Annotated in this window: 28 protein-coding genes; 7 read left to right on the top strand and 21 right to left on the bottom strand. The window is 70.9% G+C overall.

All coding sequences use genetic code 11. The features are described 5' to 3' along the window. Positions 1-29: 29 nt before the first annotated feature. From ACZ7EC_RS16065 to ACZ7EC_RS16050, 4 genes are read right to left on the bottom strand one after another with little or no spacing between them, the layout of a single operon-like run. The gene (locus ACZ7EC_RS16065; RefSeq protein WP_471062953.1) at positions 30-1190 is read right to left on the bottom strand and encodes a cysteine desulfurase family protein; all 1161 of its coding nucleotides are present in this window, start codon (positions 1188-1190) and stop codon (positions 30-32) included. Next, positions 1187-2131: a hypothetical protein gene (locus ACZ7EC_RS16060; protein ID WP_471062951.1), complete on the bottom strand. Its 945-nt coding sequence runs from the start codon at positions 2129-2131 to the stop codon at positions 1187-1189. The genes ACZ7EC_RS16065 and ACZ7EC_RS16060 overlap by 4 nt, the downstream gene beginning before the upstream one ends. 22 nt (positions 2132-2153) lie before the next feature. Continuing rightward, on the bottom strand, positions 2154-2774 hold the full coding sequence (locus ACZ7EC_RS16055; RefSeq protein ID WP_471062950.1) for a hypothetical protein: 621 nt from the start codon (positions 2772-2774) through the stop codon (positions 2154-2156). 5 nt (positions 2775-2779) lie between these two features. Continuing rightward, positions 2780-3337: a dCTP deaminase gene (locus ACZ7EC_RS16050; protein ID WP_471062948.1), complete on the bottom strand. Its 558-nt coding sequence runs from the start codon at positions 3335-3337 to the stop codon at positions 2780-2782. Between the two features lie 207 nt (positions 3338-3544). On the opposite strand from ACZ7EC_RS16050, the gene ACZ7EC_RS16045 reads away from it, so the two are divergent. Next, the gene (locus ACZ7EC_RS16045) at positions 3545-4615 is read left to right on the top strand and encodes a LysR family transcriptional regulator (protein WP_471062947.1); all 1071 of its coding nucleotides are present in this window, start codon (positions 3545-3547) and stop codon (positions 4613-4615) included. Between the two features lie 15 nt (positions 4616-4630). Then, positions 4631-5968, top strand: a complete 1338-nt coding sequence (locus ACZ7EC_RS16040) for a methyltransferase domain-containing protein (protein ID WP_471062945.1) — start codon at positions 4631-4633, stop codon at positions 5966-5968. Between the two features lie 32 nt (positions 5969-6000). On the opposite strand, the gene ACZ7EC_RS16035 is transcribed toward ACZ7EC_RS16040, so the two are convergent. Both ACZ7EC_RS16035 and ACZ7EC_RS16030 read right to left on the bottom strand, forming a co-directional pair. Beyond that, on the bottom strand, positions 6001-6327 hold the full coding sequence (locus ACZ7EC_RS16035; protein WP_471062944.1) for a nucleoside triphosphate pyrophosphohydrolase: 327 nt from the start codon (positions 6325-6327) through the stop codon (positions 6001-6003). A gap of 128 nt (positions 6328-6455) precedes the next feature. Further along, entirely contained in the window at positions 6456-6914 is a 459-nt protein-coding gene (locus ACZ7EC_RS16030) for an ATP-binding protein (RefSeq protein WP_471063597.1), read from the bottom strand. A 151-nt stretch (positions 6915-7065) separates the two neighbouring features. Here ACZ7EC_RS16030 and ACZ7EC_RS16025 point away from each other — a divergent pair, with 151 nt between their 5' ends. Both ACZ7EC_RS16025 and ACZ7EC_RS16020 read left to right on the top strand, forming a co-directional pair. Then, complete coding sequence (locus ACZ7EC_RS16025; protein ID WP_471062942.1) at positions 7066-7899, top strand: DUF5753 domain-containing protein; 834 nt, start codon at positions 7066-7068, stop codon at positions 7897-7899. Beyond that, positions 7896-8090 carry a DUF397 domain-containing protein gene (locus ACZ7EC_RS16020; RefSeq protein ID WP_471062940.1) on the top strand — a complete coding sequence of 65 codons (195 nt, stop codon included), beginning with the start codon at positions 7896-7898 and terminating at the stop codon, positions 8088-8090. The genes ACZ7EC_RS16025 and ACZ7EC_RS16020 overlap by 4 nt, the downstream gene beginning before the upstream one ends. Before the next feature lie 61 nt (positions 8091-8151). Here the strand turns inward: ACZ7EC_RS16020 and ACZ7EC_RS16015 are convergent, their stop codons facing one another. From ACZ7EC_RS16015 to ACZ7EC_RS15995, 5 genes are all read right to left on the bottom strand, one after another. Beyond that, a complete protein-coding gene (locus tag ACZ7EC_RS16015; RefSeq protein WP_397984672.1) occupies positions 8152-9855 on the bottom strand; it encodes a bifunctional uroporphyrinogen-III C-methyltransferase/uroporphyrinogen-III synthase in 1704 nt (567 codons plus the stop codon). Beyond that, entirely contained in the window at positions 9852-10811 is a 960-nt protein-coding gene (gene hemC / locus ACZ7EC_RS16010; RefSeq protein WP_471062938.1) for a hydroxymethylbilane synthase, read from the bottom strand. Before hemC ends, ACZ7EC_RS16015 begins: the two co-directional genes overlap by 4 nt. Beyond that, entirely contained in the window at positions 10808-12487 is a 1680-nt protein-coding gene (locus tag ACZ7EC_RS16005; protein WP_471062936.1) for a glutamyl-tRNA reductase, read from the bottom strand. Before ACZ7EC_RS16005 ends, hemC begins: the two co-directional genes overlap by 4 nt. Further along, on the bottom strand, positions 12484-13248 hold the full coding sequence (locus ACZ7EC_RS16000) for a redox-sensing transcriptional repressor Rex (RefSeq protein WP_397984675.1): 765 nt from the start codon (positions 13246-13248) through the stop codon (positions 12484-12486). The genes ACZ7EC_RS16005 and ACZ7EC_RS16000 overlap by 4 nt, the downstream gene beginning before the upstream one ends. 321 nt (positions 13249-13569) lie before the next feature. Beyond that, positions 13570-13869 (bottom strand): glutaredoxin family protein, encoded by a 300-nt coding sequence (locus tag ACZ7EC_RS15995; protein ID WP_471062933.1) that lies wholly within the window; start codon positions 13867-13869, stop codon positions 13570-13572. 110 nt (positions 13870-13979) lie between these two features. Here ACZ7EC_RS15995 and ACZ7EC_RS15990 point away from each other — a divergent pair, with 110 nt between their 5' ends. The 3 genes from ACZ7EC_RS15990 (at position 13980) to ACZ7EC_RS15980 (ending at position 17459) form a co-directional block, all read left to right on the top strand. Further along, positions 13980-14909: an HAD family hydrolase gene (locus ACZ7EC_RS15990; RefSeq protein WP_471062931.1), complete on the top strand. Its 930-nt coding sequence runs from the start codon at positions 13980-13982 to the stop codon at positions 14907-14909. A 302-nt stretch (positions 14910-15211) separates the two neighbouring features. Continuing rightward, complete coding sequence (locus tag ACZ7EC_RS15985) at positions 15212-16000, top strand: ECF subfamily RNA polymerase sigma factor, BldN family (RefSeq protein ID WP_471062930.1); 789 nt, start codon at positions 15212-15214, stop codon at positions 15998-16000. 247 nt (positions 16001-16247) lie between these two features. Beyond that, positions 16248-17459 (top strand): DUF5667 domain-containing protein, encoded by a 1212-nt coding sequence (locus ACZ7EC_RS15980; RefSeq protein WP_471062928.1) that lies wholly within the window; start codon positions 16248-16250, stop codon positions 17457-17459. Between the two features lie 62 nt (positions 17460-17521). On the opposite strand, the gene ACZ7EC_RS15975 is transcribed toward ACZ7EC_RS15980, so the two are convergent. The 10 genes from ACZ7EC_RS15975 to ACZ7EC_RS15930 all read right to left on the bottom strand — a co-directional run bounded on the left by ACZ7EC_RS15975 (position 17522) and on the right by ACZ7EC_RS15930 (position 26103). Beyond that, positions 17522-18598, bottom strand: a complete 1077-nt coding sequence (locus ACZ7EC_RS15975; protein ID WP_471062926.1) for a lysophospholipid acyltransferase family protein — start codon at positions 18596-18598, stop codon at positions 17522-17524. A gap of 63 nt (positions 18599-18661) precedes the next feature. Beyond that, positions 18662-19711 carry an NAD-dependent epimerase/dehydratase family protein gene (locus tag ACZ7EC_RS15970; protein WP_471062925.1) on the bottom strand — a complete coding sequence of 350 codons (1050 nt, stop codon included), beginning with the start codon at positions 19709-19711 and terminating at the stop codon, positions 18662-18664. Between the two features lie 217 nt (positions 19712-19928). After that, entirely contained in the window at positions 19929-20027 is a 99-nt protein-coding gene (locus ACZ7EC_RS15965) for a 30S ribosomal protein bS22 (RefSeq protein WP_003948845.1), read from the bottom strand. 133 nt (positions 20028-20160) lie between these two features. After that, positions 20161-20373, bottom strand: a complete 213-nt coding sequence (locus ACZ7EC_RS15960) for a helix-turn-helix domain-containing protein (protein WP_471062923.1) — start codon at positions 20371-20373, stop codon at positions 20161-20163. 129 nt (positions 20374-20502) lie between these two features. Then, positions 20503-21309 (bottom strand): phosphatase, encoded by an 807-nt coding sequence (locus tag ACZ7EC_RS15955; RefSeq protein WP_471063595.1) that lies wholly within the window; start codon positions 21307-21309, stop codon positions 20503-20505. A gap of 112 nt (positions 21310-21421) precedes the next feature. After that, the gene (locus ACZ7EC_RS15950; protein ID WP_471062921.1) at positions 21422-22594 is read right to left on the bottom strand and encodes an acetoin utilization protein AcuC; all 1173 of its coding nucleotides are present in this window, start codon (positions 22592-22594) and stop codon (positions 21422-21424) included. Continuing rightward, on the bottom strand, positions 22545-23762 hold the full coding sequence (locus tag ACZ7EC_RS15945; RefSeq protein ID WP_471062919.1) for an MFS transporter: 1218 nt from the start codon (positions 23760-23762) through the stop codon (positions 22545-22547). The genes ACZ7EC_RS15950 and ACZ7EC_RS15945 overlap by 50 nt, the downstream gene beginning before the upstream one ends. Positions 23763-23785: 23 nt before the next feature. After that, the gene (locus ACZ7EC_RS15940) at positions 23786-24532 is read right to left on the bottom strand and encodes a VC0807 family protein (RefSeq protein ID WP_471062917.1); all 747 of its coding nucleotides are present in this window, start codon (positions 24530-24532) and stop codon (positions 23786-23788) included. A 104-nt stretch (positions 24533-24636) separates the two neighbouring features. Beyond that, on the bottom strand, positions 24637-25281 hold the full coding sequence (locus ACZ7EC_RS15935) for an HAD family hydrolase (RefSeq protein WP_471062915.1): 645 nt from the start codon (positions 25279-25281) through the stop codon (positions 24637-24639). 9 nt (positions 25282-25290) lie between these two features. Further along, the gene (locus ACZ7EC_RS15930; RefSeq protein WP_471062913.1) at positions 25291-26103 is read right to left on the bottom strand and encodes a DUF3050 domain-containing protein; all 813 of its coding nucleotides are present in this window, start codon (positions 26101-26103) and stop codon (positions 25291-25293) included. Between the last annotated feature and the right edge of the window lie 151 nt (positions 26104-26254).

Below are 26254 nucleotides of genomic sequence, written 5' to 3'. Positions count from 1 at the left end.
GGCCCGACCGCCCGGACACGGGACGGCGATCAGGCGTGGGTGGGTGTCCGTGCCAGGGCGTGTGCGGTACGGGCAATGAGACGCGCGGCCTGGTCGACCTCCGTGGCCGTGGTGGTGCGGCCGACGCTGAAGCGGAGAGTCGCGCGGGCCTGTGCGCGGCTGAGGCCGATCGCGGTGAGGACGTGGGAGGGTTCACCGCTTCCGGTGTTGCAGGCGGATCCCGTGGACGCGGCGATACCAGGCAGGCGGTCGAGAAGGTCGGCGGCCTCGATGCCGGGGAGGGTGAGGCTGAGGTTTCCGGGCAGCCGCCGGTGTGGATGTCCGTTGACGCCTGCGCCCGGTATCGCCGCCAGGAGATGGTCCTGAAGCCGGTCACGCAGGGCCCGGATGCGGGTCGGGGGCGGCACGGCGTCGGTCGTGACGAGGTGGGCCGCGGCGCCGAAGCCCACGATCGCGGGGACATTGGGGGTTCCTGCCCGTAATCCGCGTTCTTGTCCGCCGCCGGTCTGCTGAGCCGTGATCCGGAGACCACCACGGATGTAGAGGGCACCTATGCCCTTGGGCCCGTGGAGTTTGTGCGCGGACAAGGAGGCGAGGTCGACGCCGAGTTCGTCGACGTCCAACAGGCCGTAGCCGGCGCTCTGGGCGGCATCGGTGTGCAGCACGATGCCCCGCGGTGCGGTGATCTCCGCAATGGCCGCGAGGCGTTGGAGGGTGCCGATCTCGTTGTTGGCGTGCATCACCGAAACCAGCACGGTGTGCGGGGTGAGGGCGGCGGCGATGTCGGCGGGGTGGACACGTCCGTGCCGGTCCACGCCGACGCGGGTGAGCGTGTATCCGTGGTGGTCGACCAACCGTCGGCAGGCGGCGAGGACGGCCTTGTGCTCGATCGCGGTGGTGACGAGATGACCGCCGTGCGGGCGGGCGGCCAAGGCGGCACCCACGATCGCGAGGTGGTCGGCCTCGGTGGCGCCGGAGGTGAACACGATCTCCAGCTCGCTCTTGGCGCCGACCAGATCGGCGACACGGCGACGAGCAGAGCGCACGGCGCGCGCCGCCACCCGCCCGTAGGCATGCGGACTCGACGGATTGCCGAACTCGCACGTGAGGAACGGCAGCATCTCGCGGAGCACCCGTTCGTCAAGCGGCGTGGTGGCCTGATGGTCGAGGTAGATCGGCGCGGTGGTCATGCGGCCCGTTCCTCACGGTCGGCGGCGGCCGGTGCGGCCGTGGCGTACTTGTGTTCTCCGTCGACCAGGTCCCAGTAGACGGAGCGGTGGTCGTCGAAGACGGAGAACGCCGTGGCCAGGCAGTGCCAGTTCCGGTTCGGCTGGGCCAGGGCAAGAAAGAAGGCGTCCTCGAACAGTCGACGGACGCGACGGGCCAGGGCCTCGCGGGTCGACTGCGGGGCGAACAGCTGAAGGAAGCCGCGCTCGCGCAGCCATGCCTCGGCATGGCCGGCACTCGCGCCACCGTGCACATGCCCGCCGTCGGCGAGGGTCTGGGTGGCCAGCCGCTCCAGGCGGCGCCGGCGCCGGGCGTCCTCGCCGCCGGGGCACAAATCCTCGGTGATCTGCCACTCGTCCCAGCGGGGCGACCGATAGTGGCTCCAGTCGACGTCCTCGAGGTGGATGGTGACCTGCGGCGGTAGCTCGCCTCGGGTCAGGTCCGCGACGTCGTAGCCGGGGCCGAGGGCCTCCAGCGTGAGCAGACCGGGCCGCCCCGGCGCCGGCCGGTCCATCCGCATCAGCACCGTGAGGCGATTGGTGAAGCGGTTCGTGGGCTCGGCGAGGATCACGGCACGCCCGTCGGCCAGCAGCCCGGCCGCGCGCGGAGGGATATCCGCGACGGGAAAGGTGTTGCCGCCGCGGTAGTACTGCTTCCTCTCCACTCCGCCGTCGGAGCGGATCATCAGGTTCTCGGTGCCCGTGGCGGCGGCGAGGGCGTGGGCGGCCGTACGGACCGCGGCCGGGTTGTGTCCGGGTTCGAGAAGACAGGCATTCAGGACGGGCAGCTTCAGCGAGCGCAGCAGAGCCATGGTCTGCCATTTGGGCCAGCGCCGGTCCTTGGCCGCGTCCGCCAGCTCGGCCGGGGTGAGTGCGTGTAGCGGGCGGGGCAGGGATATCGCCATCGCGTCGTCTCCCCCTCCGGCGTCAGGCGGCGTCCCCGAGGTACAGATCCGCGGAGAGCTCGGCGAACGTGCGTTCGCGGTAGGCGGTGAAGGGATGGTCGCGCCAGTCGAAGCGTTCTCCGACACCGAGTTGCTGCGCGCAGACGCGGCGTACGAACTGGCGGGCGAAACCCCCCGAGGGCCAGTAGTAGTGCTCGCCGGGCCTGGGCGAGAGGTAGAGGTAGGAACTGTCGGCCGCTGCCGGGAGTTCCCACATCGAAGTGAGCCGACGGCCGGGGCCGCCGGTCTTCTCGTATGCGGCGGTGACGGCGTCCGGCTCCCGGACGGGGATCAGGTGCAGATGGCAGTGGCTGCAACAGGAAGCCCCGAGTTCGCAGTCGCGGGGGCCGTGTTCGGCCAGGATGACCGGCCCGTAACGGGCCTGGATCAGCGTGCGCATCTCTTCCGTCTCCGCGGCGACCCGCCTCAGCCCGTCCGGCGTGATGTCGGCTGCGGCGTCCAGGTGCTCCAGGGGCATGAACAGGCAGTAACCCGGCGTGAAAGCACCGACGGTGGGCAGTAACACCCAGCCGCCCGTGGTCTCGGTGATGATCCGTGTCGTGCTTCCCTGTGCGGTGAACTCGACGCAGAACTGGCAGTCCATCAGGGTCACCTCCGGTTCGGGCCGACGGCGAACTCGTCGGCGTATCGGCTTCTCAGGTCGGCCTCACGGCCGTAGAACGGGTGGGGCACGACATCGTCGGCGTGTTGGCCGTCGAGGGCGAAGAGGAGCAGTCGGGCCAATGGCATGCCGTGGTGCAGTCGCAGGGTGGCGGGCCCGGTGTTCACGAGTTCCAGCGCCAGGTGCCCGCTCCAGCCGGGCAGGACGAAGGGGCTGGTGATGTGAACGGCCAGACCGACGCGGGCCAGATGGCTCAGCCCGCCGATCATCCCCATCACCCCTGCGCCGAGCCGAAGCGGCTCCGCGACCGCTCCCAGCAGTAATTCGCCGGGCAGCACGTCGTACGTGTTCCACTCGGTCACCGGCTCGCCGTAGAGCCCATTGATGCTGGATTGCTCGGCGAGGTCGATCACCGAAGTGCCGGGCGCCACGAGTGGCTGCAGTGGCGATCCGAGGCTCAGCAAAAGGCCGTCGCCACGGAGTTGTCCGGTCCAGTCCACCGCGCCCCGTGCGATCGACTCGGTGATCGACTCGGCTGCGAGCATGGCTCACCCCCAGGATGTGGACAGCACTGCGGGTTTCGCCTTTCCGGTCGAAGGCGTCTGCTGAAATGTTGCCAGGAACAGTCCGCGATATCCCTATGTCCGATCGGACATTTAAAGGTTTTCTCGGGATGAAATGCGGAGAAGTTCAGTTCCGCTGGCCATGCGAACAATGCAAGCTGGTTCTTGCCGCGTCAGGGAGGGGGCGTCATGGTGCCGTCGTTACCGTCCGGTCCGCTGAGGGTGCCGGGACCGGAGGGGTTTCGTGTCGATCTGCTGGCGTGCTCCCCCCACTTGCTGGACCTGACCTGGGACCAGATGCGGACGTTGATCGTCGTCCGCGAGACGGGTACCGCACTGGCCGCGGCGAAGGTGCTCGGGCGCGAGCAGTCCAGCGTCCAGAAGCAGTTGGACATCCTCAACCGCAATTTTCAGGCGCTGACCGGCGAGTTGCTGGTGGTCAAGCAGGGACGGGGCAAGGACTTCCTCTTCACTCCCACCGGGCTGGAGGTCGTCGAGCGGGCGCGGGCGACCTTCGCGGCGTGGCTGCACGGAATCGCCGATTCCCGTCGGCGGCTCGGTTCGACGCTCACCGTGGGGACGACCGAATTCACCCTCGGTTTCCTGGGCCGGGTGTGGGAACGCGTCGCCCCGCAGTTACTGGAGCGGGAGATCGAACTGAAGGTCGTGCACGTACGGACCCGCGACTTCTGGAAACGGCTGGACTCCAATCAGGTCGACCTGCTGTGCGGCGGTCTGGCGGCCGACGCCGCGGCCGACCATGTCGCGCCCGACTACGACTTCCTCGAATGGCACCGCGAGGGCCTGGCGCTGCTGACGAACCTGCCGGTGCGCGAGCTCGCCGCCAGGACCATCGGCGTCGACCGGTTGCGGAGCCTCCCCCTGGTCATACCCTCCCGCGGAGTGATCACCGACTTCGTCGAGCGTTGGTACGGTCCGGACTTCCGGTCCCAGTTGCAGATCACCGCCGAGATCGACGACATCTACTACGGACTCGCTCTGCTGCGCTCGCGCATGACCTACGGGTGCATGCTGTGCGCCCGCTCCATAGGCGAGGCCGCCGTCGACGGACGCCTGCCCACCAGCGAGGACTTCCGGCTCATCGACTTCGCCGACGACTTCGACCCCATGCTCCAGCTGATCTCGGGTGTCTTCGCCCGCAAAGGCGAACGCGAGGCATACGACGCCTCTCACCCACTGAACATCCTGTGGGACGCCTTCCGTGACGAGGCCGCCTCCGGAAGACCCCTGCCACTGTGACCTCAAGGACGCCCCGTGCTACTGGCCTCGGTCAACCTCAACAAACGTCTCGGCTCCCCCGCCGCCCGTTCCAGACTCGCCACCTGGCTGCGCGAACACGGCGTCAAGGCGGTGCTCGCCCAGGAGCCGTTCAAACCCGCCGACCGGATTCCGCCGGTGCCCGCGGGCTACGCCTTCGTCGGCGGCGACGGGCACCTGGCCCTGTGGATCAGCGAAGACCTCGCCCTTCCCACCGTGTCCTCACCCGGCACGTGGGTCCAGCGGATCGAGTTGGATTGGCTGGTCGTCCTCCACGTCCATCTCGACTCCTATACAGGCGCCTCCCGAACCGCCCAACTCGCCGAGCTGGCCTCGATGACGGCCGCCGAGGCAGGCCGGCCGCTGCTGGTCTGCGGCGACTTCAACCTTGCTCCCCGACCCGAGGACGGCCTGTCCGGCGGGGAGACCAGCGACTTCACGACCAAGGCCGAACGACGCATGCTGCGGCAGCTGATGCAAGGAGTCGATCTGGTGGACGCTACCGCCGACACCGCGCCTGCCTTCACCTACGAGCGCGTCTACTTCGGCAAGCCCAGCCGCTTTCGCTCCGACCTCGCCCTGCTCAACGACCATCTGGCAGCGACCACCACGGTCGTACCGGACGCGACGGTGCGGATCGGGCCGCAGGCGTTCACCGACCACTCCGCGCTGCTGATCGACGTGCCTGTCACCCTCCAGGGCAGGGAGCCGGAGGACGTGCTCTTCCCCGTGAGCGAGATCACCGGGAAGATCTGCACGGCCACGGTCAGAACGCGTTACCAGCCCCATAAGACCGCGATGAACCGGCGCGGCCCTTCTCCTGCCGCACGGGCCGTGACCGGCCACCTGACCAGTCCGCTCGACGTCAAGAGCGTCCTGGACCATGGCTGCGGCTACGGAGCCGATGTCGCCCACTACCGCTCATCGGGCCTGGACACCGAGGGCTTCGACCCCCACGAGGGATTCGGCTGGCCGCGTCCCCGGCGGACCGGCTTCGACCTTGTCACCTCGATGTTCGTCCTCAATGTGCTGCCCGACCCCTGGCAGCGGATCCAGGCACTCGAAGACGCGGCGTCCTTCGCGCGCCCCGGTGGACATGTCGTCGTGGTCACCCGGTCACCGGAGGAGATCACCAAAGCGGCCGCGGACGGCGGCTGGACGCCGCACCACGACGGCTTCTGGTCGAGCCGGAGCAAGGGCACCTTCCAGCGCGGCATCTCCCCGGACGAGATCGTCGCCCTCGCCCGCCGGGCCGGCCTCGTGCCCGCTGCCGAGGCCCCCGTGCTGCCTCTGCCCGGCGTCTGCCATGCCGTACTGACCAGGACCGGAACGTGAGGTCCCGTGGAGATCGGCCGGACGGCCTCCGGTCAGTGGTTGCCCGTCCAGACGATCCGGTCGGAGAAGTCGCCGCGCTCGGCCGTCTTCGCCGCGCGGATCTTCTCCAACTGGTCCTCGCCGACTCCCAGGTCCGCGGCCAGGGCATGGACCACTTCCAGCACGTCCGCCAGCTCCTCCGGTGCCGCGTCGTCGTCCGCCGCGAGGAACTCGGCGACCTCCTCACCGAGCTTGTCCCGCAGCCGGCTGCGGTATTCGCCCCGGCCCGCGGTGTAGAAGACCGGCTCGGTCCCGCCGTCGCGAATGATCTGCGGAATCCGGTTCCGCACCAACTTCCCGTGCCTGCTGTAGGAGTTCACCCGTGCCCTCCTGCGCATGTCCGTGAGGCGAGCGCCGAATGCCGCCCCTTCATGCCGCCGCAGCCTAGGGAAGTCGCCTCACGACTGGCTATGTGCCCCCCGGTTCCCACCCGTTCGGACGGCACCTCTCACCGTGACGGGTGGAACGCCGGTCCGAGCGGAGCGAACACGCACTCGGCCCACACCGTCTTGCACGGCACCGGGCCCTGGCGGACGCCCCAGCGGGTGGACAGGGTGTCGACCAGGAGCAGGCCGTAGCCGGATTCGGAGGGGGTGGGGACGCGGACCGGGAGGCAGTCCGCGCGGGTGTCCGTGACCTCGATGCGCAGGAGGCCCGGAGCCGGCAGCAGCAGGCTCAGGCGGAAGCTGCGGCCCGGTACCCGGCCGTGCAGCGCGGCGTTCGCCGCCAGTTCGGCCACGATCAGGCCCGCCGGGTCCAGCGGGACCCCCCATGACTCCAGTTGCTCGACCGCGAGGAGCCGGGCCAGGCGGGCGCCCCAGCGGGTGGCGGACAGCGGCACGGAGAACTGGCGCGGTGACTTTTGCGCCAGCGTGGTCTGCTGGGTTTCCTGATTCACATCACGCAGCGTGGCCGTTCCTGCGTAGCCTGTGAATATCGATGGCCCGTGCGACCAGTGCCTGTCCGTGAGTTGTCCGGTTCCGTCCGGGCTGTACGGCGTGACCGGAGGCGCGCGTCCGTGGTTGGGCCCGGCAGGAAGCGACGGGAGGGCGGCGGACGTGAGCGACTGGGACGCGGAACTGGGGGACGAGGAGGCCGGGGCCGTCATTCGCACGGTGGCCCGGCAACTGAAGCTGTGGCGCGAGGCGGCGGGCCTCACCCAGGCGGAGTTCGGCACGCTGATCGGGTACGGGGAGGAACTGGTCTCCTCGGTGGAGCGGAGGCGGCGGATCCCCCGTCCCGAGTATCTCGACGCGGCGGACGAGGCGTTGCGGGCCGAGGGCAGGATCTCCGCGATGAAGACGGACCTGGAGGAGGTCCGCTATCCCAAGAAGGTACGGGACGTAAAGCGTCTTGAGGCCGAGGCGGTGGTGATCAGTTCCTACAACAACTCCGTTGTGGACGGACTCCTCCAGACCCGAGACTACGCGCGGGCCGTCCTCGGATCTCGACGGCCGCCGTTCACAGTGGACGAGTTGGAGCGGCAAGTGGCCGCGAGGCTGGCTCGCCAGGAGATCATCAACCCCACGACGGCCGAGCCACTCTTCAGCTTCGTGCTGTGCGAGTCGACGCTACGACGGCTGATCGGGGGCAAGATGGTCATGCGGGGACAGCTCGAACGACTGTTGGAGGTAGCCCAGTTGCCCAACGTCGACCTGCAAGTCCTTCCCCTGGGCAGCGAGGAAAACTCGGGCCTCGACGGCCTGTTCCGGCTGCTCAAGCTCAAGGACGGGACCAACGTAGGGCTCAGCGAAGCGCCGCTCGTCAGCCGTGTCTTCTGCAACCCCAAGGAGACCACTGCCCTCGATATGCGCTATGGGATTATCCGAGCGCAGGCTCTCACGCCACGGGAGTCATTGGCCCTGATCGACAAAGCACTTGGAGAAACATGAGCCTCAAGCCCAGCCCCGAGCTGGAGTGGATCAAGAGCAGCTACAGCACGTCCGACGGCCCGTCCTGCGTCGAAGTAGCCACCATCCCGGACCACATCCTCGTCCGCGACTCCAAGAACCCCACCGGCCCCCGCCTCGCCCTCACCCCCACCACCTGGGCGAGCTTCCTGCCGTACGCGTCGAAGCACTGACGGGGGAAAAGCCGCCCGCCCACCCGTCAGCCGAGAGCTTCGGGTGGGCGGGCGGACCGGTTCACGTCGTCGAGCGGCGGCGCCGTGCTCCCGGTCGGCGTTCGCTCGGGCGGGTCACCGGGTCCCCCGACTCCAGTGCCGCGTCGCGGCGCTTCGTGCCGAAGGCGGCCAGCGCCTCGGCCAGTTTGGCGACCGAGGGCTCCGGGGCCATGACGTCGACGCGCAGGCCGTGTTCCTCGGCCGTCTTCGCCGTCGCGGGGCCGATGCAGGCGATCACCGTCACGTTGTGCGGCTTGCCCGCGATGCCGACCAGGTTGCGGACCGTGGAGGACGAGGTGAACAGGACCGCGTCGAAGCCGCCGCCCTTGATCGCCTCGCGGGTCTCGGCCGGCGGGGGCGAGGCGCGCACCGTGCGGTAGGCGGTGACGTCGTCCACCTCCCAGCCCAGCTCGATCAGCCCGGCCACCAGGGTCTCCGTGGCGATGTCGGCGCGGGGCAGGAAGACACGGTCGATCGGGTCGAAGACCGGGTCGTACGGCGGCCAGTCCTCCAGGAGACCCGCGGCCGACTGCTCGCCGCTCGGCACCAGGTCCGGCTTCACGCCGAAGGCGATCAGCGCGCGAGCCGTCTGCTCGCCCACCGCAGCCACCTTGATACCCGCAAAAGCCCGAGCGTCAAGGCCGTACTCCTCGAACTTCTCCCGCACCGCCTTCACCGCGTTGACCGACGTGAAGGCGATCCACTCGTAGCGGCCGGTGACCAGGCCCTTGACCGCGCGCTCCATCTGCTGGGGCGTGCGCGGCGGCTCCACCGCGATGGTGGGGACCTCGTGCGGCACCGCACCGTAGGAACGCAGCTGCTCGGAGAGCGACGCCGACTGCTCCTTCGTACGCGGCACGAGCACCTTCCAGCCGAACAGCGGCTTGGACTCGAACCACGACAGCTGGTCGCGCCGCGCGGCGGCCGAGCGCTCGCCGACCACGGCTATCACCGGGCGGCCGCCGTCCGGCGAGGGCAGCACCTTCGCCTGCTTCAGCGTCTGCGCGATGGTGCCCAGCGTGGCCGACCAGGTGCGCTGGCGGGTCGTCGTACCGGCGACGGTGACCGTCAGCGGGGTGTCCGGCTTGCGGCCGGCCGAGACCAGCTCGCCCGCCGCGGCGGCCACCGCGTCCAGGGTCGTGGAGACGACCACCGTGCCGTCGGAGGCACCGACCTCGGTCCAGCAGCGGTCGGAGGCGGTACGGGCGTCCACGAACCGGACGTCCGCGCCGTCCGCGTCCCGCAGCGGCACACCGGCGTACGCCGGGACGCCGACCGCGGCCGCGACACCGGGTACGACCTCGAAGGGCACCCCGGCCGCGGCGCACGCGAGCATCTCCTCGGCGGCGTCCGTGTCGAGTCCGGGGTCGCCCGGAACCGCACGCACCACCCGCCTGCCGCCCCGCGCGGCCTCCATGACAAGATGAACGGCATCCCGGGCAGGAGACGGGGCAGCGGCGGTGGTTGACGTGCCGTCAACGACCGTGAGCTGCGGCGTGCCCGGTGGCGACGTGGACAGGTCCCCGTCGGTGTGCACGACGGAGACGCCCTGCCGCGCGTGCGTCCGGATCACATCGAGCACCTCGGGCTCGGCGATCAGGACGTCCGCGTTCGACAGTGCCTCCACGGCGCGCAGAGTCAGCAGTCCCGGATCTCCGGGTCCGGCACCGAGGAAGGTGACGTGCCCGTGTTCCGGACCGGCGGCAGGAAGGGCGGTGGGGCTCAATGTGCTCGCTCCCCCATCAGACCGGCCGCGCCCTGGGCGAGCATCTCGGTGGCGAGGTCGCTACCGAGTGCCAGCGCACCCTCGTGCGTCTGGGGCACGGAACCGGTGGTGGACAACTGCACCATGCGGGTGCCGTCGGTGGTCCCGACGACGGCGCGCAGGCGCATTTCCTTGACAATCTGCCCGCCCCCCAACAAGTCGGCCAGCGCACCCACAGGTGCGCTGCAACCGGCCTCCAGGGCGGCGAGCAGTGACCGCTCGGCGGTCACGGCGGCCCGCGTGAACGGGTCGTCGAGCTCGCCGAGCGCCGCGATCAGGTCAGCGCGCTGGGCCGCGCACTCGATCGCCAGTGCCCCCTGGCCGGGGGCGGGCAGAACCGTGTCGACCGACAGGAAGTCGGTCACCTCTTCGATGCGGCCGATCCGGTTGAGTCCGGCGGCGGCCAGGACGACCGCGTCGAGCTCGCCGTCGTGGACGTACCGGATGCGGGTGTCCACGTTGCCGCGGATCGGGACCGTCTCTATGTCCAGTCCGTGGCCGCGGGCGTACGCGTTCAGCTGTGCCATGCGGCGCGGGGAGCCGGTGCCTATGCGGGCGCCGCGCGGCAGGTCGGTGAACTTCAGGGCGTCGCGCGCCACGATCACGTCCCGCGGGTCCTCGCGCACCGGCAGGGCGGCCAGGACCAGTTCCTCGGGCTGGGCCGTGGGGAGGTCCTTGAGCGAGTGGACGGCGAAGTCGACCTCACCGCGCAGCAGCGCGTCGCGCAGCGCCGTGACGAACACGCCGGTGCCGCCGATCTGCGCGAGGTGCTCGCGGGAGGTGTCGCCGTACGTCGTGATCTCGACCAGCTCGACCGGACGCCCGGTCACCCGGCGGACGGCCTCCGCCACCTGGCCGGACTGGGCCATGGCGAGCTTGCTCCGCCTGGTCCCCAGTCGCAGTGCCTTGTCACTCATGCCGGTCGGTCCTTCGTTTCTGTGCTGTCCTCGGCCCGCGAGACGGAGGCGACCGTCTCGGGATCGAGGTCGAACAGGGTGCGCAGCGCGTCCGCGTACCCGGTGCCACCGGGCTCGGCCGCGAGCTGCTTGACCCGCACGGTCGGCGCGTGCAGCAGCTTGTCGACGACCCGGTGCACGGCCTGGCGGATCTCCCCGCGCTGGCGTTCGTCCAGGTCGGGCAGGCGGCCGTGGAGCCGCGCGATCTCGGCGGCGACGACGTCCGCGGCCATGGTGCGCAGTGCGACCACGGTCGGCGTGATGTGCGCCGCCCGCATGGCCGCCCCGAAGGCCGCGACCTCGTCGGAGACGATACGCCGAACCTGGTCCACGTCGGCCGCCATCGGCGCGTCCGCGGAGGCCTCGGCCAGCGACTCGATGTCCACCAGGCGCACCCCGGCCAGGCGGTGCACGGCGGCGTCGATGTCGCGGGGCATGGCCAGGTCGAGGAGGAAGACGACGGGCGCGGGACGCTCGGCGACCGGCTCGGGTCGGCGCCGCTCGGGGATCCGGCCCGCGCTGGCGGCGGTCGCGGCGAGCGCGGTGATCAGCTCGGCGTCGGCCCCGGCGGACTCGTTGGTACGACCACCCGCCGGGCGCGTGCCGCCACCGGCGGCCCAGGCCGCGTGCTGTTCCAGGGTGGCCGCGTCCATGCCGGCCACGGCCGCCTCGCCCATGACGGAGAAGCCGGGCTGGGCGGCGGCGAGGTCGAGGGGGCAGTTCTCGTCGGCGGCGGGCTGCGGAGCCTCGGGCTGCACGGCCGGGGGACCGGGCTCGGTGACGGCCGGCTGCCCGGTGCGGCCCTCGACCGCCTGCGCGACCGCCTCCGCCGTGAGCACCAGGCCCGTCGCCCCGGTACAGGAGACGACGACGTCGGCACGTGTCAGCTCGTCCGGCACGGCGTCCATCCGTACCGCACGGGCGGTCACCGCGTGGTCGTCGGCCTCCCGGAGGATCTCGGCGAGGCGCTCGGCCCGGTCGAAGGTGCGGTTGGCGACGACGATCTCGGTGACCCCGGTCCGCGCGAGCGTGGCGGCGGCCAGCGAGGACATCGAACCGGCGCCGATCACCAGCGCCCGGCGGCCGGCCGCCCAGCGCCGCACCTCGCCGCCCGCGGCCAGCTGCTCCAGGCCGAAGGTGACCAGGGACTGGCCCGCGCGGTCGATGCCGGTCTCGGAATGGGCGCGCTTGCCGACCCGCAGGGCCTGCTGGAACAGGTCGTTCAGCAGCTTGCCGGCGGTGTGCAGCTCCTGGGCGCGGGCCAGGGAGTCCTTGATCTGGCCGAGGATCTGGCCCTCGCCGACCACCATGGAGTCCAGGCCGCAGGCCACCGAGAAGAGGTGGTGGGCGGCCCGGTCCTCGTAGTGGACGTACAGGTAGGGGGTCAGTTCCTCGAGGCCGACGCCGCTGTGCTGGGCGAGCAGCGTGGACAGCTCGGCGACACCGGCGTGGAACTTGTCCACGTCCGCGTACAGCTCGATGCGGTTGCAGGTGGCGAGCACCGCGGCCTCGGTGGCGGGCTCGGCGGCGACCGTGTCGTGCAGCAGCTTGGTCTGGGCGTCCGCGTTCAGCGCCGCCCGCTCCAGCACGCTGACCGGGGCACTGCGGTGGCTCAGGCCGACGACGAGGAGGCTCATGCGGGCATCACGGCGGGTACGTCCCCGTCGGGTCCCTGGTCGGCGTCGTCGCGGGGGGTGACGGCGGCGGGCAGGGCGCCGTCACCGGCCGCGGTCTCCTCGCCGGACTTGCGCTGCTCGTGGAAAGCGAGGATCTGGAGCTCGATCGACAGGTCGACCTTGCGCACGTCGACGCCGTCCGGCACGGACAGCACGGTCGGCGCGAAGTTCAGGATGGAGGTGACTCCGGCGGCCACGAGCCGGTCGCAGACCTGCTGGGCGGCGCCGGCCGGGGTGGCGATGACGCCGATGGAGACCCGGTCGTCCTTGATGATCTTCTCGAGGTCGTCGGTGTGCTGCACCGGGATGCCCGCGACCGGTTTGCCGGTCAGGGCCGGGTCCGCGTCTATCAGCGCGGCCACGCGGAAACCGCGGGAGGCGAACCCGCCGTAGTTGGCGAGGGCGGCGCCGAGGTTGCCGATGCCGACGATGACAACCGGCCAGTCCTGGGTGAGGCCGAGTTCACGGGAGATCTGGTAGACGAGATACTCCACGTCGTAGCCGACACCGCGCGTTCCGTAGGAGCCCAGGTACGAGAAGTCCTTGCGCAGCTTGGCGGAGTTGACCCCCGCGGCCGCGGCCAGCTCCTCGGAGGAGACCGTGGGCACCGAGCGCTCGGACAGCGCGGTCAGGGCTCGGAGGTACAGCGGAAGCCTGGCGACGGTGGCCTCGGGAATCCCTCGGCTGCGGGTCGCCGGTCGGTGTGTTCGGCCAGTTGCCACGGTGCTCCTGATGGTAGAGCGGGGCTGCGGGCGGCCATACGTCCCCGGACCGCCCCGTCGACAGCAGGCTATGTCTTTGTGAACGCGTGCACAAAGATGGTGTCCGATTTGCCCGGCAGAAGTGACCGGGGTCACGCATCTTTCGCGCCGTTGGCGGGAACCAGCGGGCACACACCCGTGCGCCTTCGTTACTGGGGGCAAAACCGCACACGCTCCTCACGAATCCCGCCCCCGAGACCAAACCGCCCATAGATCCTAAGCGACTTTCGGGACGCTTTGGACTACTCGGTCAGTATCCGGGCCACTCGATCGGCGTCCGGGCTACTCGGTCAGCGCCCTGCGGAGCCGGCCGGCGTCCACACGCCAGAAGGTGTGCTGCTCGCCGTCCACCAGGACGACGGGGATCTGCTCCCAGTACCGGTCGTACAGCGCCTTGTCCCCGGTGATGTCCTTCCGGTCCCAGGGCACCCCGAGTTCCCCGCAGACCTTCTCGATCACGGCCTGGGCGTCGTCGCACAGATGGCAGCCGGGCTTGCGGATCAGGGTGACCAGCCGCTCGCCGGGCGCCCGCTCCGCGTTCTTGTCGCCGTTGCGTCGGAAGAGTGGACTCATACCGGCCATTCTCGCGCGCGGCGCCGGCGCACCCGGTCCGGCCCTCGCCTCACCCGGAGTTCACGGTGTTCGAACCTTCCGGCTCCGGAAGCGCCGAACGGACTGGCTATGCTCACGACATGGCCGCTCTCGGATGGCTCACTCCCCGTAGGCGCTCCGCCACGGCGCGGAGCGTGTTGGCAGGCGAGGCCTCGGCGGAGGCCGCCCGCAAGTCCTCCAAGGAGGCACAGCAGACCGCGCGGGCCGAAGCGGAGGAACCGGTTTTCCCGGTGATCGGCGACACCAGCGCGGCCGCCTTCTTCGACCTCGACAACACGGTGATGCAGGGCGCCGCGATCTTCCACTTCGGGCGCGGCCTGTACAAGCGGAAGTTCTTCGAGACCCGCGACCTGGCCCGCTTCGCCTGGCAGCAGGCGTGGTTCCGGCTGGCCGGGGTCGAGGACCCCGAGCACATGCAGGACGCCCGCGACTCGGCGCTGTCCATCGTCAAGGGCCACCGCGTCGTCGAACTCCAGACCATCGGCGAGGAGATCTACGACGAGTACATGGCCGACCGCATCTGGCCGGGCACCCGCGCGCTCGCCCAGGCCCACCTGGACGCCGGGCAGAAGGTGTGGCTGGTCACGGCGGCCCCGGTGGAGATCGCCACGGTGATCGCGCGCCGGCTGGGTCTGACCGGTGCGCTCGGGACGGTCGCGGAGTCGGTGGACGGCATCTACACCGGCCGGCTGGTCGGCGAGCCGCTGCACGGGCCCGCCAAGGCGGAGGCGGTGCGGGCGCTGGCCGCGGCGGAGGGGCTGGACCTCGCCCGCTGCGCGGCGTACAGCGACAGCCACAACGACATCCCGATGCTGTCCCTCGTCGGCCACCCCTACGCCATCAACCCGGACGCGAAGCTGCGCAAGCACGCGCGGGAGAAGGACTGGCGGCTCCGGGACTACCGCACCGGGCGCAAGGCGGCGAAGGTGGGGATCCCGGCGGCGGCGGGCGTCGGAGCGGTTGCCGGTGGCACCGCGGCGGCGATCGCCCTGAGCCGCCGGCGCCGGTAGATCCTGCCCGGCGGGCCTCACCGCAGGGGGCCACGCGGCCGGAATTATGCCGCGGCCATTTCAAGATGTCCTGGAGTTCACCGAAACACGCCCTTTTTCGGTCAAGAAGTGATCAGGTTGCGGAACGGGGTAGGGCAACAATCGGTTACAGATGCGACGCAATCGGTGATTTGAGCAACTCGGTGTAGCAGGGCCTGCACGAAGCGTTATTCTCCTCAGACGCAAACCGGTACCCCTCCGTCGCTACGACGGGTGAACGGTTCCGCACTGCACGTGATGAAAGCTCTGCCTCTGGGAGTCCCGTGTACCCACACGTCGGGGTTGACGCCTCGGGCCTGGCTACGCTGCGCGCAACTGTCGCAACGGTCAAAGAGACGCTGCGCGGCCTCGTCCCCACCGCGCTCACCGTCCCTGCCTTCGCCATCGCCACGCCCACGGGCCCGTGCTACGCACTGGCCGACGGCGGCGCCGCCGTCGCCAGACGCGGGCGCCCCGCCGGTGCCAGCGGCAGCGCCACCGCCCGCCGCCCGGCCGCCGACAGCGACAGCGCCCGGATGATGGACCTGGTCGAGCGCGCCCAGGCGGGCGAGGCCGAGGCCTTCGGACGGCTGTACGACCAGTACAGCGACACCGTCTACCGGTACATCTACTACCGGGTGGGCGGCCGCGCCACGGCCGAGGACCTGACCAGCGAGACCTTTCTGCGCGCCCTGCGCCGGATCGGCACCTTCACCTGGCAGGGCCGCGACTTCGGCGCCTGGCTGGTGACGATCGCCCGCAACCTGGTCGCCGACCACTTCAAGTCCAGCCGCTTCCGCCTGGAGGTCACCACCGGCGAGATGCTCGACGCCAACGAGGTCGAGCGCTCCCCCGAGGACTCCGTCCTGGAGTCCCTGTCGAACGCCGCGCTCCTGGACGCCGTACGGCGCCTCAACCCGCAGCAGCAGGAGTGCGTGACGCTCCGTTTCCTCCAGGGCCTCTCGGTCGCGGAGACCGCACGGGTCATGGGCAAGAACGAGGGCGCGATCAAGACCCTCCAGTACCGCGCCGTCCGCACCCTCGCCCGGCTGCTGCCGGACGACGCCCGCTGAAAGCGCCCACCCCCGGCCCGCCGCTTCGGGCGACCGCCAACTCACCTTCCGTAAAGGCACGTTGACTTTCCGTACGGATCAAACAGCGTCCGTAACCCAAGTGCCGCACCAGTCGTTGAGCGGGATACAGGCTCCCTGTGGTCACCTCCCGGCCGGACCATCGCCCGATCGGGTGGCACGGCCGGGGGCGTGCAACCCTCAGGACCCCCTGGGGAGTCGACCGTCATGACGAGAGGAGGTGCCGCCAGTGATCGCGAACGTATCGGCGCACCGGCGGGCGAACGCCTTCGCCCAGGCCCTGGAGGAGCAGTCCGACCGGGACACGGCGGCCGAGCAGTCCGACGAACCGGCGGGTTCCCCGCCGACCACCGAGGAACTGACCGAGCGGGGCCGCCTGCTGGCCCTCGCGGACGGACTCGGCGCGCTGCCCAGGCCGCAGCTCGATCCCGACGTCAAGGTCGTCCAGCGCGCACAGCTGGTGGCCGCGATGGAGGCCATGCTCCAGGAGGGGACCGGGGCGGCGGCGGAGCCGACCGTACCGGGTCAGCGCAAGGCCAAGGGCGCGCACCGGGCGAGCCCGCTGGGCAAGCTCCGGCCGCGCACCAGGCTGACCAAGGGCCTCGCGGCCGGCGGACTCAGCGTGGGCGTGGCCGCGGGAGCCTTCGGCGGCGTCGCCGCCGCCAGCTCCCACGCCCTGCCCGGCGACTCGCTGTACGGACTCAAGCGCGGCATCGAGGACTTCAAGCTCGACTATCTGAGCAACGGCGAGGACCAGCGCGGCCAGGTCTACCTCGACCAGGCGTCCACCCGGCTCGGCGAGGCCCGCCGGCTGATGGAGCGGGGCCGCGGCGGCCACCTCGACCACGAGTCCATCGGCGAGATCCGCCGCACCCTGTCCGGGATGCAGCACGACGTCACCGAGGGCCACCGGCTGCTGCACGCGGCCTATGAGGCCGATCCGGACCAGTTGGGCCCGATCCAGGCGCTGTCCGCGTTCTCCCGGAACCACCGCGAGGCGTGGAGCGCGCTCAGCGACAAGCTGCCGGTGCAGCTCGGGGACGTCAAACAGCAGGTGTCGTCGGTGTTCGACGCCATAGACCAGGAAGTCGCCCCGCTCCAGTCCCTGCTGCCGCAGCAGCCCTCGCCGGGCGGCGACGGCACGCACCGGGGCTCCGGCCCGGCGTCCCCCGGCACCCACCGGTCGGTCCCGCCGCACCACAGCGCCCCGTCCGCCGGCCACACCAGCACCGAGCACCCGACCGGCAAGGCCAGCGACAGCACCGACGACGGTCTGCTCGGCGGCAGCACCGGCGGTCTGCTCGACCCGCCGAAGTCCGGCGGCGACAGCGGCACCCCGTCCACCACCAAACCCCCGGCCACCGCCCCCGACGTCACCCTCCCGCCACTCCTGCCGGGCCTCCTGCCCGGCCTGGGGATCGACAACGACCAGGCGAACTAGGGAAGTACGACGGCGATGGCGCCCCCACCCGAGCGGGGACGCCATCGCCGTCGTACCGCGGGCTAGAAGAACACCGAGCGGCGCTGGACCAGCAGTTTGTACAAGGTGTGCTGGATCTGTTCGCGTACCTGGTCGGTGAGGTTGAACATCAGCATCGGATCCTCGGCCGCTTCCGGCGGATACCCGTCCGTCGGGATCGGCTCACCGAACTGGATCGTCCACTTCGTCGGCAGCGGCACCGCACCCAGCGGCCCGAGCCAGGGAAACGTCGGAGTCAGCGGGAAGTACGGAATGCCCAGCACCCGCGCGAGCGTCTTCGCGTTGCCGATCATCGGATAGATCTCCTCCGCCCCGACGATCGAGCACGGCACGATCGGCACCCCCTGCCGCATCGCCGTCGACACGAACCCGCCCCGCCCGAACCGCTGGAGCTTGTACCGCTCGCTGAAGGGCTTCCCGATGCCCTTGAACCCCTCGGGCATCACCCCCACCAGCTCGCCCTGCTCCAGCAGCCGTTCCGCGTCCTCCGCGCACGCCAGGGTGTGCCCGAGCTTGCGCGCCAGCTCGTTGACCACCGGCAGCACGAACACCAGGTCCGCCGCGAGCAGCCGCAGATGCCGGTCGGCGGGATGGTGGTCGTGCACCGCGACCTGCATCATCAGCCCGTCCAGCGGCAGCGTCCCGGAGTGGTTGGCGACGATCAGCGCCCCTCCCTTGTCCGGGATGTTCTCGACGCCCTTCACCTCGACCCGGAAGTACTTCTCGTACACCGGCCGCAGCAGCGACATCAGGACCTGGTCGGTCAGCTCCGCGTCGTACCCGAAGTCGTCGACCTCGTACTCTCCGGTCAGCCGGCGCCGCAGGAACGACAGCCCGGCCGCCAGCCGCCGCTCCAGACCGCCCTCGTCGGCGGGTACGGGCTCCACCGGCCGCTCGTCCCCGCCCACCGGCCCGTCCTCGTCCACCGGCCCCCGCCCCGGCAGCCGCTGCACCTCGCCCAGCTCACCGGCCCCGGCGTCGCCGCGAGAGCCGCGCCGGCCGCCCGCGCCCCGCCGTCTCCCGGACCGCTGGGGACCACTGCCGCTCCCGCTCCCCCGCGACCGGTCGTCGTCGAAGGGAATCACCTTGGCGTCCGCCATCGTTACCGCGCTCCTCGGTTGGCGCTAGAGCCTCTCGTTCGGATCCCGCCGGGCCCGGGGCCGCTACGTCGTGGGCCGGCCGCCGCCCGGCAGGGCGAGCGCGGCCATCCGGTCGACGGCTCCCGCGACGGCCTCCGGCGGCAGCAGCCCGGCGCCCTGGCCGCGGGCGAAGTCCGCGAACGCCTCCGCCGTCGTGTAGCGGGGCGTGAACCCCAGCGTCTCGCGCATCTGGCCGGTGTCCACGACCCGCCCGTGGGTCAGCAGCCGGATCTGCTCCGGTGAGAAGTCCGTCATACCCAGCGTACGGACCAGGGAGCCGGCCCAGGTGACCGCGGGCAGCAGCAGCGGCACGGTCGGCCGCCCGAGCCGCCGGGAGCACTGCGAGAGCAGCAGCACCCCGTCCCCGGCGATGTTGAAGGTGCCGCTGTTGAGGGTGCCCCGGCGCGGTTCGCGCGAGGCGAGCCGCAGCACCTCCACCACGTCGTCCTCGTGTACGAACTGGAGCCGCGGGTCGTAGCCGAACACGGTCGGCAGCACCGGCAGCGCGAAGTACGAGGCGAGCGGGGTGTCCGCGGACGGGCCGAGGATGTTGGCGAACCGCAGCACGCACACGGCCACATCGGGCCGCCGCCGCGCGAACCCCCGCACATACCCCTCGACCTCGACGGTGTCCTTCGCGAACCCGCCGCTGGGCAGCGACTTGGCCGGGGTGGTCTCCGTGAACACGGCCGGATCGCGCGGCGCGGAGCCGTACACATTGGTACTGGACTTGATCACCAGCCGCTGGACCGCCGGCGACTTCTGGCAGGCGCCGAGCAGTTGCATGGTGCCGATGACATTGGTCTCTTTCACCGTGGCCCGGTTGCCGCCGCCGAGCGCGGTGCCCGTGACATCGAGGTGGACGACGGTGTCGGCGCCGGTCTCGGCGAGCACGCGGGCTATGGTCGGCTGCCGGATGTCGGCCTGGATGAAGTCGGCCCCGCCGAGCTGGTGCGCGGGCGGCACCGCGTCCACCGCGATCACCCGCTCGACCTCCGGGTCCCGCTGGATCCGCCGCACGAACCGGCCGCCCAGCTGCCGGGCGACCCCGGTGACGAGCACGACCTTGCCCAAGATCAGCGCCTTCCTTCCCAGGGGTCTCGCGTTCCGCGTTCCCCGTGGGGGCCAACTTAGCGGGTGGATGTCGCGCTGTGATGACTGCCCGATGCGCGAGGTGACGGAAATTCCCCGACTGGAGTCGGCCGGATCGCGGCCGGATCGCCGGGGATACACCTGTGGCCCCCCATCCTTGTCGATGGGGGGCCACAGGTCACGCTCTCGCGCCGGCCGCTTACTTCTTGTTGCGGCGCTGGACGCGCGTGCGCTTGAGCAGCTTGCGGTGCTTCTTCTTGGCCATCCGCTTGCGCCGCTTCTTGATAACAGAGCCCACGACTACCCTCGCTCACTTCTCATCACTCGGTTGTTTGGGCGCCATGGGCCCACACGACCTACGAGGGGCTAGCCTACCCAACCGAGCGCTGAGGTCGTAATCGAGGGTCTCCGGGATCCCCCGGAGGGGGTCGTCAGGTCGTCTCCACCCCCACATAGCTGTCGCGGAGGTACTCGTGGACCGCTTGCTCGGGGACGCGGAAGGACCGCCCCACCCGGATCGCGGGCAGATGACCGCTGTGCACCAGGCGGTACACGGTCATCTTCGACACTCGCATCACCGTGGCGACCTCCGCCACGGTCAGGAACTGAACCTCGTTCAGAGGCCTCTCGTCAGCTGCGGCCATGACACACCTGCACCTTCCGCACTCGACGGCCACCGGCTTCCCCTTCCGGTGACTCTTCGTCGCTGCGTGCTCACTCCCCAGACTAGGGGCGGGTGATGCGAGTGGGGAAGAGGTGCACCCATCGGCGGCCTACTGTGACAGACACGCGCGTTTGAGCACGTAGCGGGTGAGTGGCAGGTAGTGACTAGACCGGACTCCGTCGTCCAGGGGTACGACGACGCGGACGGCGCCCTCCGCCTGGCCGACGAACGGCGCGGGGTCGTCGGAGTCGGCCGGCCCGATCGCCTCGAACCCCAGCTGACCTGCGCCGCAGAGCCAGCCGTGGTCGCCGATGACCAGCTCGGGCAGCGGTCCGCCGGCGGCCGCGGCGGCCTCCAGCGCGACCCGGACCGGCAGCGGCGAATGGCAGTGCGCGCCAGGCTCACCACCGGGGCGCCCGCCCTCGGTTTCCCGCACCAACGCGACGCGTCGTACGTAGTCGATGCGGTGTGTGCGTAGACCGAACTGGGTCAATATGTCGACACAGCGACCCTGCGCGGGGGTGAGGACCTCACATCCCGCCGCCGAGAGGGCGTCCGCGAGGACGGCGTAGAAACCGAGCAGCGAGCGGGGGTGCCCGGTGCCGAGCAGGACCGGTGCGTGCCGCCGCGCGACCGCCGCGAGCCGTTCCGCGAAGGCGTCCAGCGCGGCGAGCGTCAGCGCCGGATCGATCACATCCGGCCCCGAGCGGTGCCGGGGATCGGCCGAAACACCACACCTGCACGCCATCAGCGCGAGCAACTCCGGCTCGCCCCAGCCCCCGCGCGGGTCGATCCCGAGCAGCACCCGCGGATCGCGGACCGCGAACTGACGGTACCTCCGCAGACTGCGCTCCCGAGACGTTCCGACGACTCCGGCCAGCCGGGCGGCGGACAGGTAGGCCAACACGCCAGCGATAGTGGCCGATCGACCCACCCCGTAAGGGGAATTCCGGGGGTTTTGCGCACGGTTGGCGTAACGGCCCCCCAGCGCGTTCCCAGGGCCTTTCCAGGGCTTTTCCAGGGCCTTTCTAGGGGAGCAGGCCCCGGAGCGGGAAGGCGGCGCGGCGGGTGGCCAGGACGGACTGGTCGAGGCGGTCCGCGGGGTCGTAGCCCGCTTCCCAGGAGGACCAGGAGACCGGCCAGCGGCCGTCCGTCATCCGCTGCGGCGCCAGCTCCCGCGTCCGCGCGTACACCTCCTGGCGCCAGCCCTCGGGGATCACCGTCTCCGGCGGCACCGGCCGTCCCGCCGCGATCGCCGCGAGATGCGTCCAGGAGCGGGGTACGACGTCCACCACCGCGTAACCGCCCCCGCCCAGCGCGACCCACTTCCCGTCCGCGTACTCGTGCGCCAGCTCGTGGCACGCCAGCTGCACCGCCCGCTGCGCGTCCAGCGAGACCGCGAGATGCGCGAGCGGGTCCTCGGCGTGCGTGTCGGCCCCGTGCTGGGAGACCAGCACCTGCGGCCGGAACTCCGCGAGCAGCTCCGGCACCACCGCGTGGAACGCCCGTACCCACCCCGCGTCCCCCGTCCCGGCCGGCAGCGGCAGGTTCACCGCCGCCCCCTCCCCCGCCCCGGCGCCGGTCTCCTGCGGCCACCCGGACTGCGGGAACAACGTACGGGGATGCTCGTGCACCGAGATCGTCAGCACCCGCGGATCCTCCCAGAACGCGGCCTGCACCCCGTCCCCGTGGTGCACGTCCACGTCCACGTACGCGACCCGCTCCACGCCCAGCTCCAGCAGCCGCGCGATGGCGAGCGCCGCGTCGTTGTACACGCAGAACCCGGACGCGGCCCCCGGCATCGCGTGGTGCAGCCCGCCGGTGAAGTTCACGGCGTGCAGCGCTTCCCCCCGCCACACCGCCTCCGCCGCCGCCACCGACTGCCCCGCGATCAGCGCGGACACCTCGTGCATCCCGGCGAACGCGGGATCGTCCAGCGTCCCGAGCCCGTACGAGCCGTCCGCCGCCGCGGGGTCCGCCGACGCGGCCCGCACCGCCTCGATGTAGTCGTCCCGGTGGACCAGGCGCAGCGTGGACCGCCCGGCCGGCTTCGCCGCGACGATCTCCAGCTCCCGGTCGACCCCCAGGGCGCCGATCAGCTTCCGGGTCAGCGCCAGCCGCACCGGGTCCATCGGATGACCGGGGCCGAAGTCATAGCCCGTTACTGCCTCGTCCCACATCAGCTGTGCGCGGCCGCTCATACCCGCCACCGTATCGGCCCCCGCTCGTCGCGAACGACCTGGCGTACCCGAGCGTCACCAGTACCAGCACCATCGGCAGGAGCATCGCCCCGCGATAGCTCCAGGCGTCCCCCACCGCCCCCACCAACGGCGATCCGACCAGGAAACCGACGTAGTTGAAGATGTTCAGGCGCGCCACGGCCGCGTCCGACGCGCCGGGGAACAGCCGCCCCGCCGCCGCGAAGGTCTGCGGCACCAGCACGCACAGCCCGAGCCCCAGCAGCGTGAACCCGAGCATCCCCACCCACGCGCCGGGCGCTGCGGCCACCACCGCGAACCCGCCGGCGGCCACCAGCGCCCCGAGCCGTACGACCGCCGCCGCGCCGAACCGCCGTACCCCGAAGTCCCCCAGGGTCCGCCCGGCCAGCGTGGTCACCATGTACACGTTGTACGGCACCGTCGCCAGCTGCTCCGAGCTGCCCAGCACGTCCTTCAGGTATTTCGCGCTCCAGTTGGAGACCGTCGAGTCCCCGATGTATGCGAAGGTCATCACCAGGCACAGCGGCAGCAGCAGCCGGAAGACCACGCCTCCGCCGCCGCTCCCCGGCGCCACCGGCGCCGCCGCCTCCCCGTCGACGTACCACCGGCTGCCCACCAGCGTCGCCGGCAGCAGGACCGCCACCACCGGCAGGTACGACACCCACAGCGCGAGCTGCCAGTGCGCCCCGGCCCACGCCAGCGAGGCCCCGACGATGCCGCCCAGGCTGTACGCGGCGTGGAAGCTGAGCATGATGCTGCGCCCGTACGACCGCTGGAGGCTGACCCCCAGCATGTTCATCGAGGCGTCCAGCATCCCCACCGACAGCCCGAACACGGCCAGCGCGACCGCCACCGCGGCCAGTTGCCCCCGCCCGCCCGCGCCCGCGGCCAGCAGCGCGAGCAGCACCACCGGCTGGGACCAGCGCAGCAGCCTGCTGGGCCGTACCCGCTTGACCAGCTGCTCGGTGGTGACACTGCCGACGCCCGCGAGGACCGGCACGGCGGCCAGAAAGACCGGCAGCAGGGCATCGGAGATGCCGTACCGGTCCTGGATGGCGGGAATGCGCGTCACCAGCAGGGCGAACGTGGCGCCCTGCGCGAAGAACGCGAACGCCAGCGAGGCCCTACCGCGCCGCAGCAGTTCAGTCATGGCGGCGAGCGTAGGGCCCCGGCTTACTTGTGGGTAGACATCGCCAAAGGTGAATTACCTTCAGTTTCCGCGGTGTTGGAGCCGGCGGCGACCTCGGTCTCCAGCAGGTGCTCCATCGGGCCCGCGCCCCGCACCCCGCTGATCCGGAAGGCGACCACCATCGTGCCGATCAGGACGACGGTGCCGAGCCAGACCATGGTGTCCACGGGGACGGTGTACGCGCCGACGACGCGGGCGACGCACTCGGCGAGCAGCGCCACGCCCCAGACGACGGAGAACGTCCGCTCGTACCGCCGGAAGTCCGCGGAGCGCACCGAACTCCCGCCGGTCAGCCGCTGCCAGGCGGCCTCCTTCGCCGCGTCGCCCCTGACCAGGAAGGGCATCACCGCGGTGGTCATCATCGGCCGGCCGAGCCGGACCGAGAGCAGGATGCCGATGCCGACGGTGCTGCTGACCGCGCTGTCCTTGGCGAGCATCAGCCGCGGGTCCCCGGCGACCGAACTCACCACCAGGGAGATGACGTTGACGGCGAGGATCAGCAGGGCGAGCCCGTTGGCCCGGCGCTCGCGCACCAGGCTCCACGCGGTCCGCAGTGCCGGCACCACGCTGCTCCAGGCGAGCGCCGCGAACGTGCTCGCGCCGAAGCCGTCCTTGAGGAGGTAGTACGCCCCGAGGGGCACGGCCACATCGATGACGAGCGGCCTGAGGTTGTCCGGCATGCTCGGGTTCTGCTGCGTGTTCCGGCTGTGGTTCCCCGTGTTCTTCGTCATGCCCTCAGCCTCCCGCCCGGCGGGGGTCCCCGGTAGAAACGTTCGTCCGGACGACGGCATGACAGATGTCAGGCACCGGCGGATGCCACCGGTCATGGTGCGGCTCACAGCAGCAGGTCGGGCAACTCCCCCATGGTGGCGAACAGTTGGGTAACGCCGGTGAGCCGCCCGGCCGGAGTCATCGCGGTGAACCCGTACACGTCCATCCCGGCCGCCAGGGCCGCCTGGACGCCCAGTGGGGAGTCCTCCACGACCGCGCACCGCTCGGGGGCGACGCCCATCCGCTCGGCCGCGTACAGGAAGAGGTCGGGCGCGGGCTTGCCCTTGCCGACGTCCTGCGAGCTGAAGATCCGCTCCTCGGGAAACCACCGGTCGAGTCCGGTGGCGCGGTGTCCCACCCTGATCCGCTCATGGCTCCCGGAGGAGGCCACGCAGTACGGCACTCCGTCCGCGGCCAGCTTCCCCAGCACCTCGGCCGCGCCCGGCACGGGCTTGAGCTCACGCTCGAACGCGGCGAAGACGCGCGCGTGGAAGACGTCGTCGAAGTCGGCCGGCAGCCGCCGCCCGGTGCGCTCCAGGACGAGGTCGTGGACCCGGTGCAGCGCCGCGCCCATGTAGTCGCGCAGGGAGTCCTCGTACGACGTCGGGACGCCCAGCTCCGTCAGGTACGCCGCCAGGTGCCGGTTGGAGATCGGCTCGCTGTCGACCAGGACGCCGTCGTTGTCGAAGATGATGAGGTCATAGCGCATGCCCCCACCCTAAGAGCCGCCGTCCAGGCCCCCCTCGCGGAGCTGCCGCAGGATCGCGTCCCAGAACCGGGCCCGCTCGTGCAGCGCCTCGTGCACCGCGTAGGTGCACTCCTCCCATTTGCGGGGATCGTCACCGCACAGGTCCACCAGCATGCGCATGGCCATGGGGGTGTGTTCGTCGGCGTCGACCTCGATGTGCCGGTGGAGGTAGTCCTTGAACCGGGTGAGGCTTCCGTCAGGGTCCTCGATGCGGACGACCTGCCCGAACATCTCCGGGATCAGGTCCTCGCGCCCGAAGGCGAACACCGCTCCCTGCACATGGACCGGGGCGGTCTCGACGACGTGCCAGGTCGCGCCGACGAAGTCCCGCACCGGGAGCGGTGCCCCGGCGTCCACGAGGGCCTTGGGGACGGGGGTGCCGGACCGGATCAGGTCCAGGAAGGCGTCCAGCGGTCCGGGGTCGGCGCCGGCGTCGTCCATCGCCGCCCGGTACAGCTCGAAGTGGGAGGTGAATCCCTCGCCCAGTTCGTCGCTCTCCTCCACCAGCGTGATCTCGTTGATCAGCCGGCGGGAGGCGACCGGGCCCCGAGGCACCCACGGCACGCTGGTGCAGGTCAACTGCCGCTGAAGACTCTTCAGCAGGGACATGAAGTCCCATACGGCGAAGACGTGGTGCTCCATGAACACCGCGACGTCCCGGCGGCTGCGGAAGCTCGTGTAGAGGGGGTGGGCGGTCACCTCGGTGCGGATGTCCGCGATGTGCTCCTTGAGGGTGCGGACGCCGGGATGCTCGACGGAGGACTTGTAACGGGACATCGTCATGAGCTGGTAACGCGGCGAACTCCGCCGAGGACACTGCCTCGCGGACAACCGCTCCGGAACGCAGAAAACCCCCGCACCATACGGTGCGGGGGTTCCCCGGAATAATTGTTCGGCGGCGTCCTACTCTCCCACAGGGTCCCCCCTGCAGTAC

It is taken from the genome of Streptomyces sp. NPDC037203, assembly GCF_055605065.1.
The sequence above is the reverse complement of the archived record's forward strand: the minus strand, read 5'-3'. Positions and strand labels throughout refer to the sequence as shown.

Coding starts and splice junctions, on each gene's coding strand:
- ACZ7EC_RS15960 (WP_471062923.1), bottom strand. CDS start 20,373: ATGGCCGCAGCTGACGAGAGGCCTCTGAACGAGGTTCAGTTCCTGACC.
- ACZ7EC_RS16060 (WP_471062951.1), bottom strand. CDS start 2,131: ATGGCGATATCCCTGCCCCGCCCGCTACACGCACTCACCCCGGCCGAG.
- ACZ7EC_RS15940 (WP_471062917.1), bottom strand. CDS start 24,532: ATGACGAAGAACACGGGGAACCACAGCCGGAACACGCAGCAGAACCCG.
- ACZ7EC_RS15990 (WP_471062931.1), top strand. CDS start 13,980: ATGGCCGCTCTCGGATGGCTCACTCCCCGTAGGCGCTCCGCCACGGCG.
- hemC (WP_471062938.1), bottom strand. CDS start 10,811: ATGAGTGACAAGGCACTGCGACTGGGGACCAGGCGGAGCAAGCTCGCC.
- ACZ7EC_RS15950 (WP_471062921.1), bottom strand. CDS start 22,594: ATGAGCGGCCGCGCACAGCTGATGTGGGACGAGGCAGTAACGGGCTAT.
- ACZ7EC_RS16045 (WP_471062947.1), top strand. CDS start 3,545: ATGGTGCCGTCGTTACCGTCCGGTCCGCTGAGGGTGCCGGGACCGGAG.
- ACZ7EC_RS15945 (WP_471062919.1), bottom strand. CDS start 23,762: ATGACTGAACTGCTGCGGCGCGGTAGGGCCTCGCTGGCGTTCGCGTTC.
- ACZ7EC_RS15930 (WP_471062913.1), bottom strand. CDS start 26,103: ATGACGATGTCCCGTTACAAGTCCTCCGTCGAGCATCCCGGCGTCCGC.
- ACZ7EC_RS16050 (WP_471062948.1), bottom strand. CDS start 3,337: ATGCTCGCAGCCGAGTCGATCACCGAGTCGATCGCACGGGGCGCGGTG.
- ACZ7EC_RS16005 (WP_471062936.1), bottom strand. CDS start 12,487: ATGAGCCTCCTCGTCGTCGGCCTGAGCCACCGCAGTGCCCCGGTCAGC.
- ACZ7EC_RS15935 (WP_471062915.1), bottom strand. CDS start 25,281: ATGCGCTATGACCTCATCATCTTCGACAACGACGGCGTCCTGGTCGAC.
- ACZ7EC_RS15995 (WP_471062933.1), bottom strand. CDS start 13,869: ATGGCCGGTATGAGTCCACTCTTCCGACGCAACGGCGACAAGAACGCG.
- ACZ7EC_RS16055 (WP_471062950.1), bottom strand. CDS start 2,774: ATGGACTGCCAGTTCTGCGTCGAGTTCACCGCACAGGGAAGCACGACA.
- ACZ7EC_RS15975 (WP_471062926.1), bottom strand. CDS start 18,598: ATGGCGGACGCCAAGGTGATTCCCTTCGACGACGACCGGTCGCGGGGG.
- ACZ7EC_RS16065 (WP_471062953.1), bottom strand. CDS start 1,190: ATGACCACCGCGCCGATCTACCTCGACCATCAGGCCACCACGCCGCTT.
- ACZ7EC_RS16020 (WP_471062940.1), top strand. CDS start 7,896: ATGAGCCTCAAGCCCAGCCCCGAGCTGGAGTGGATCAAGAGCAGCTAC.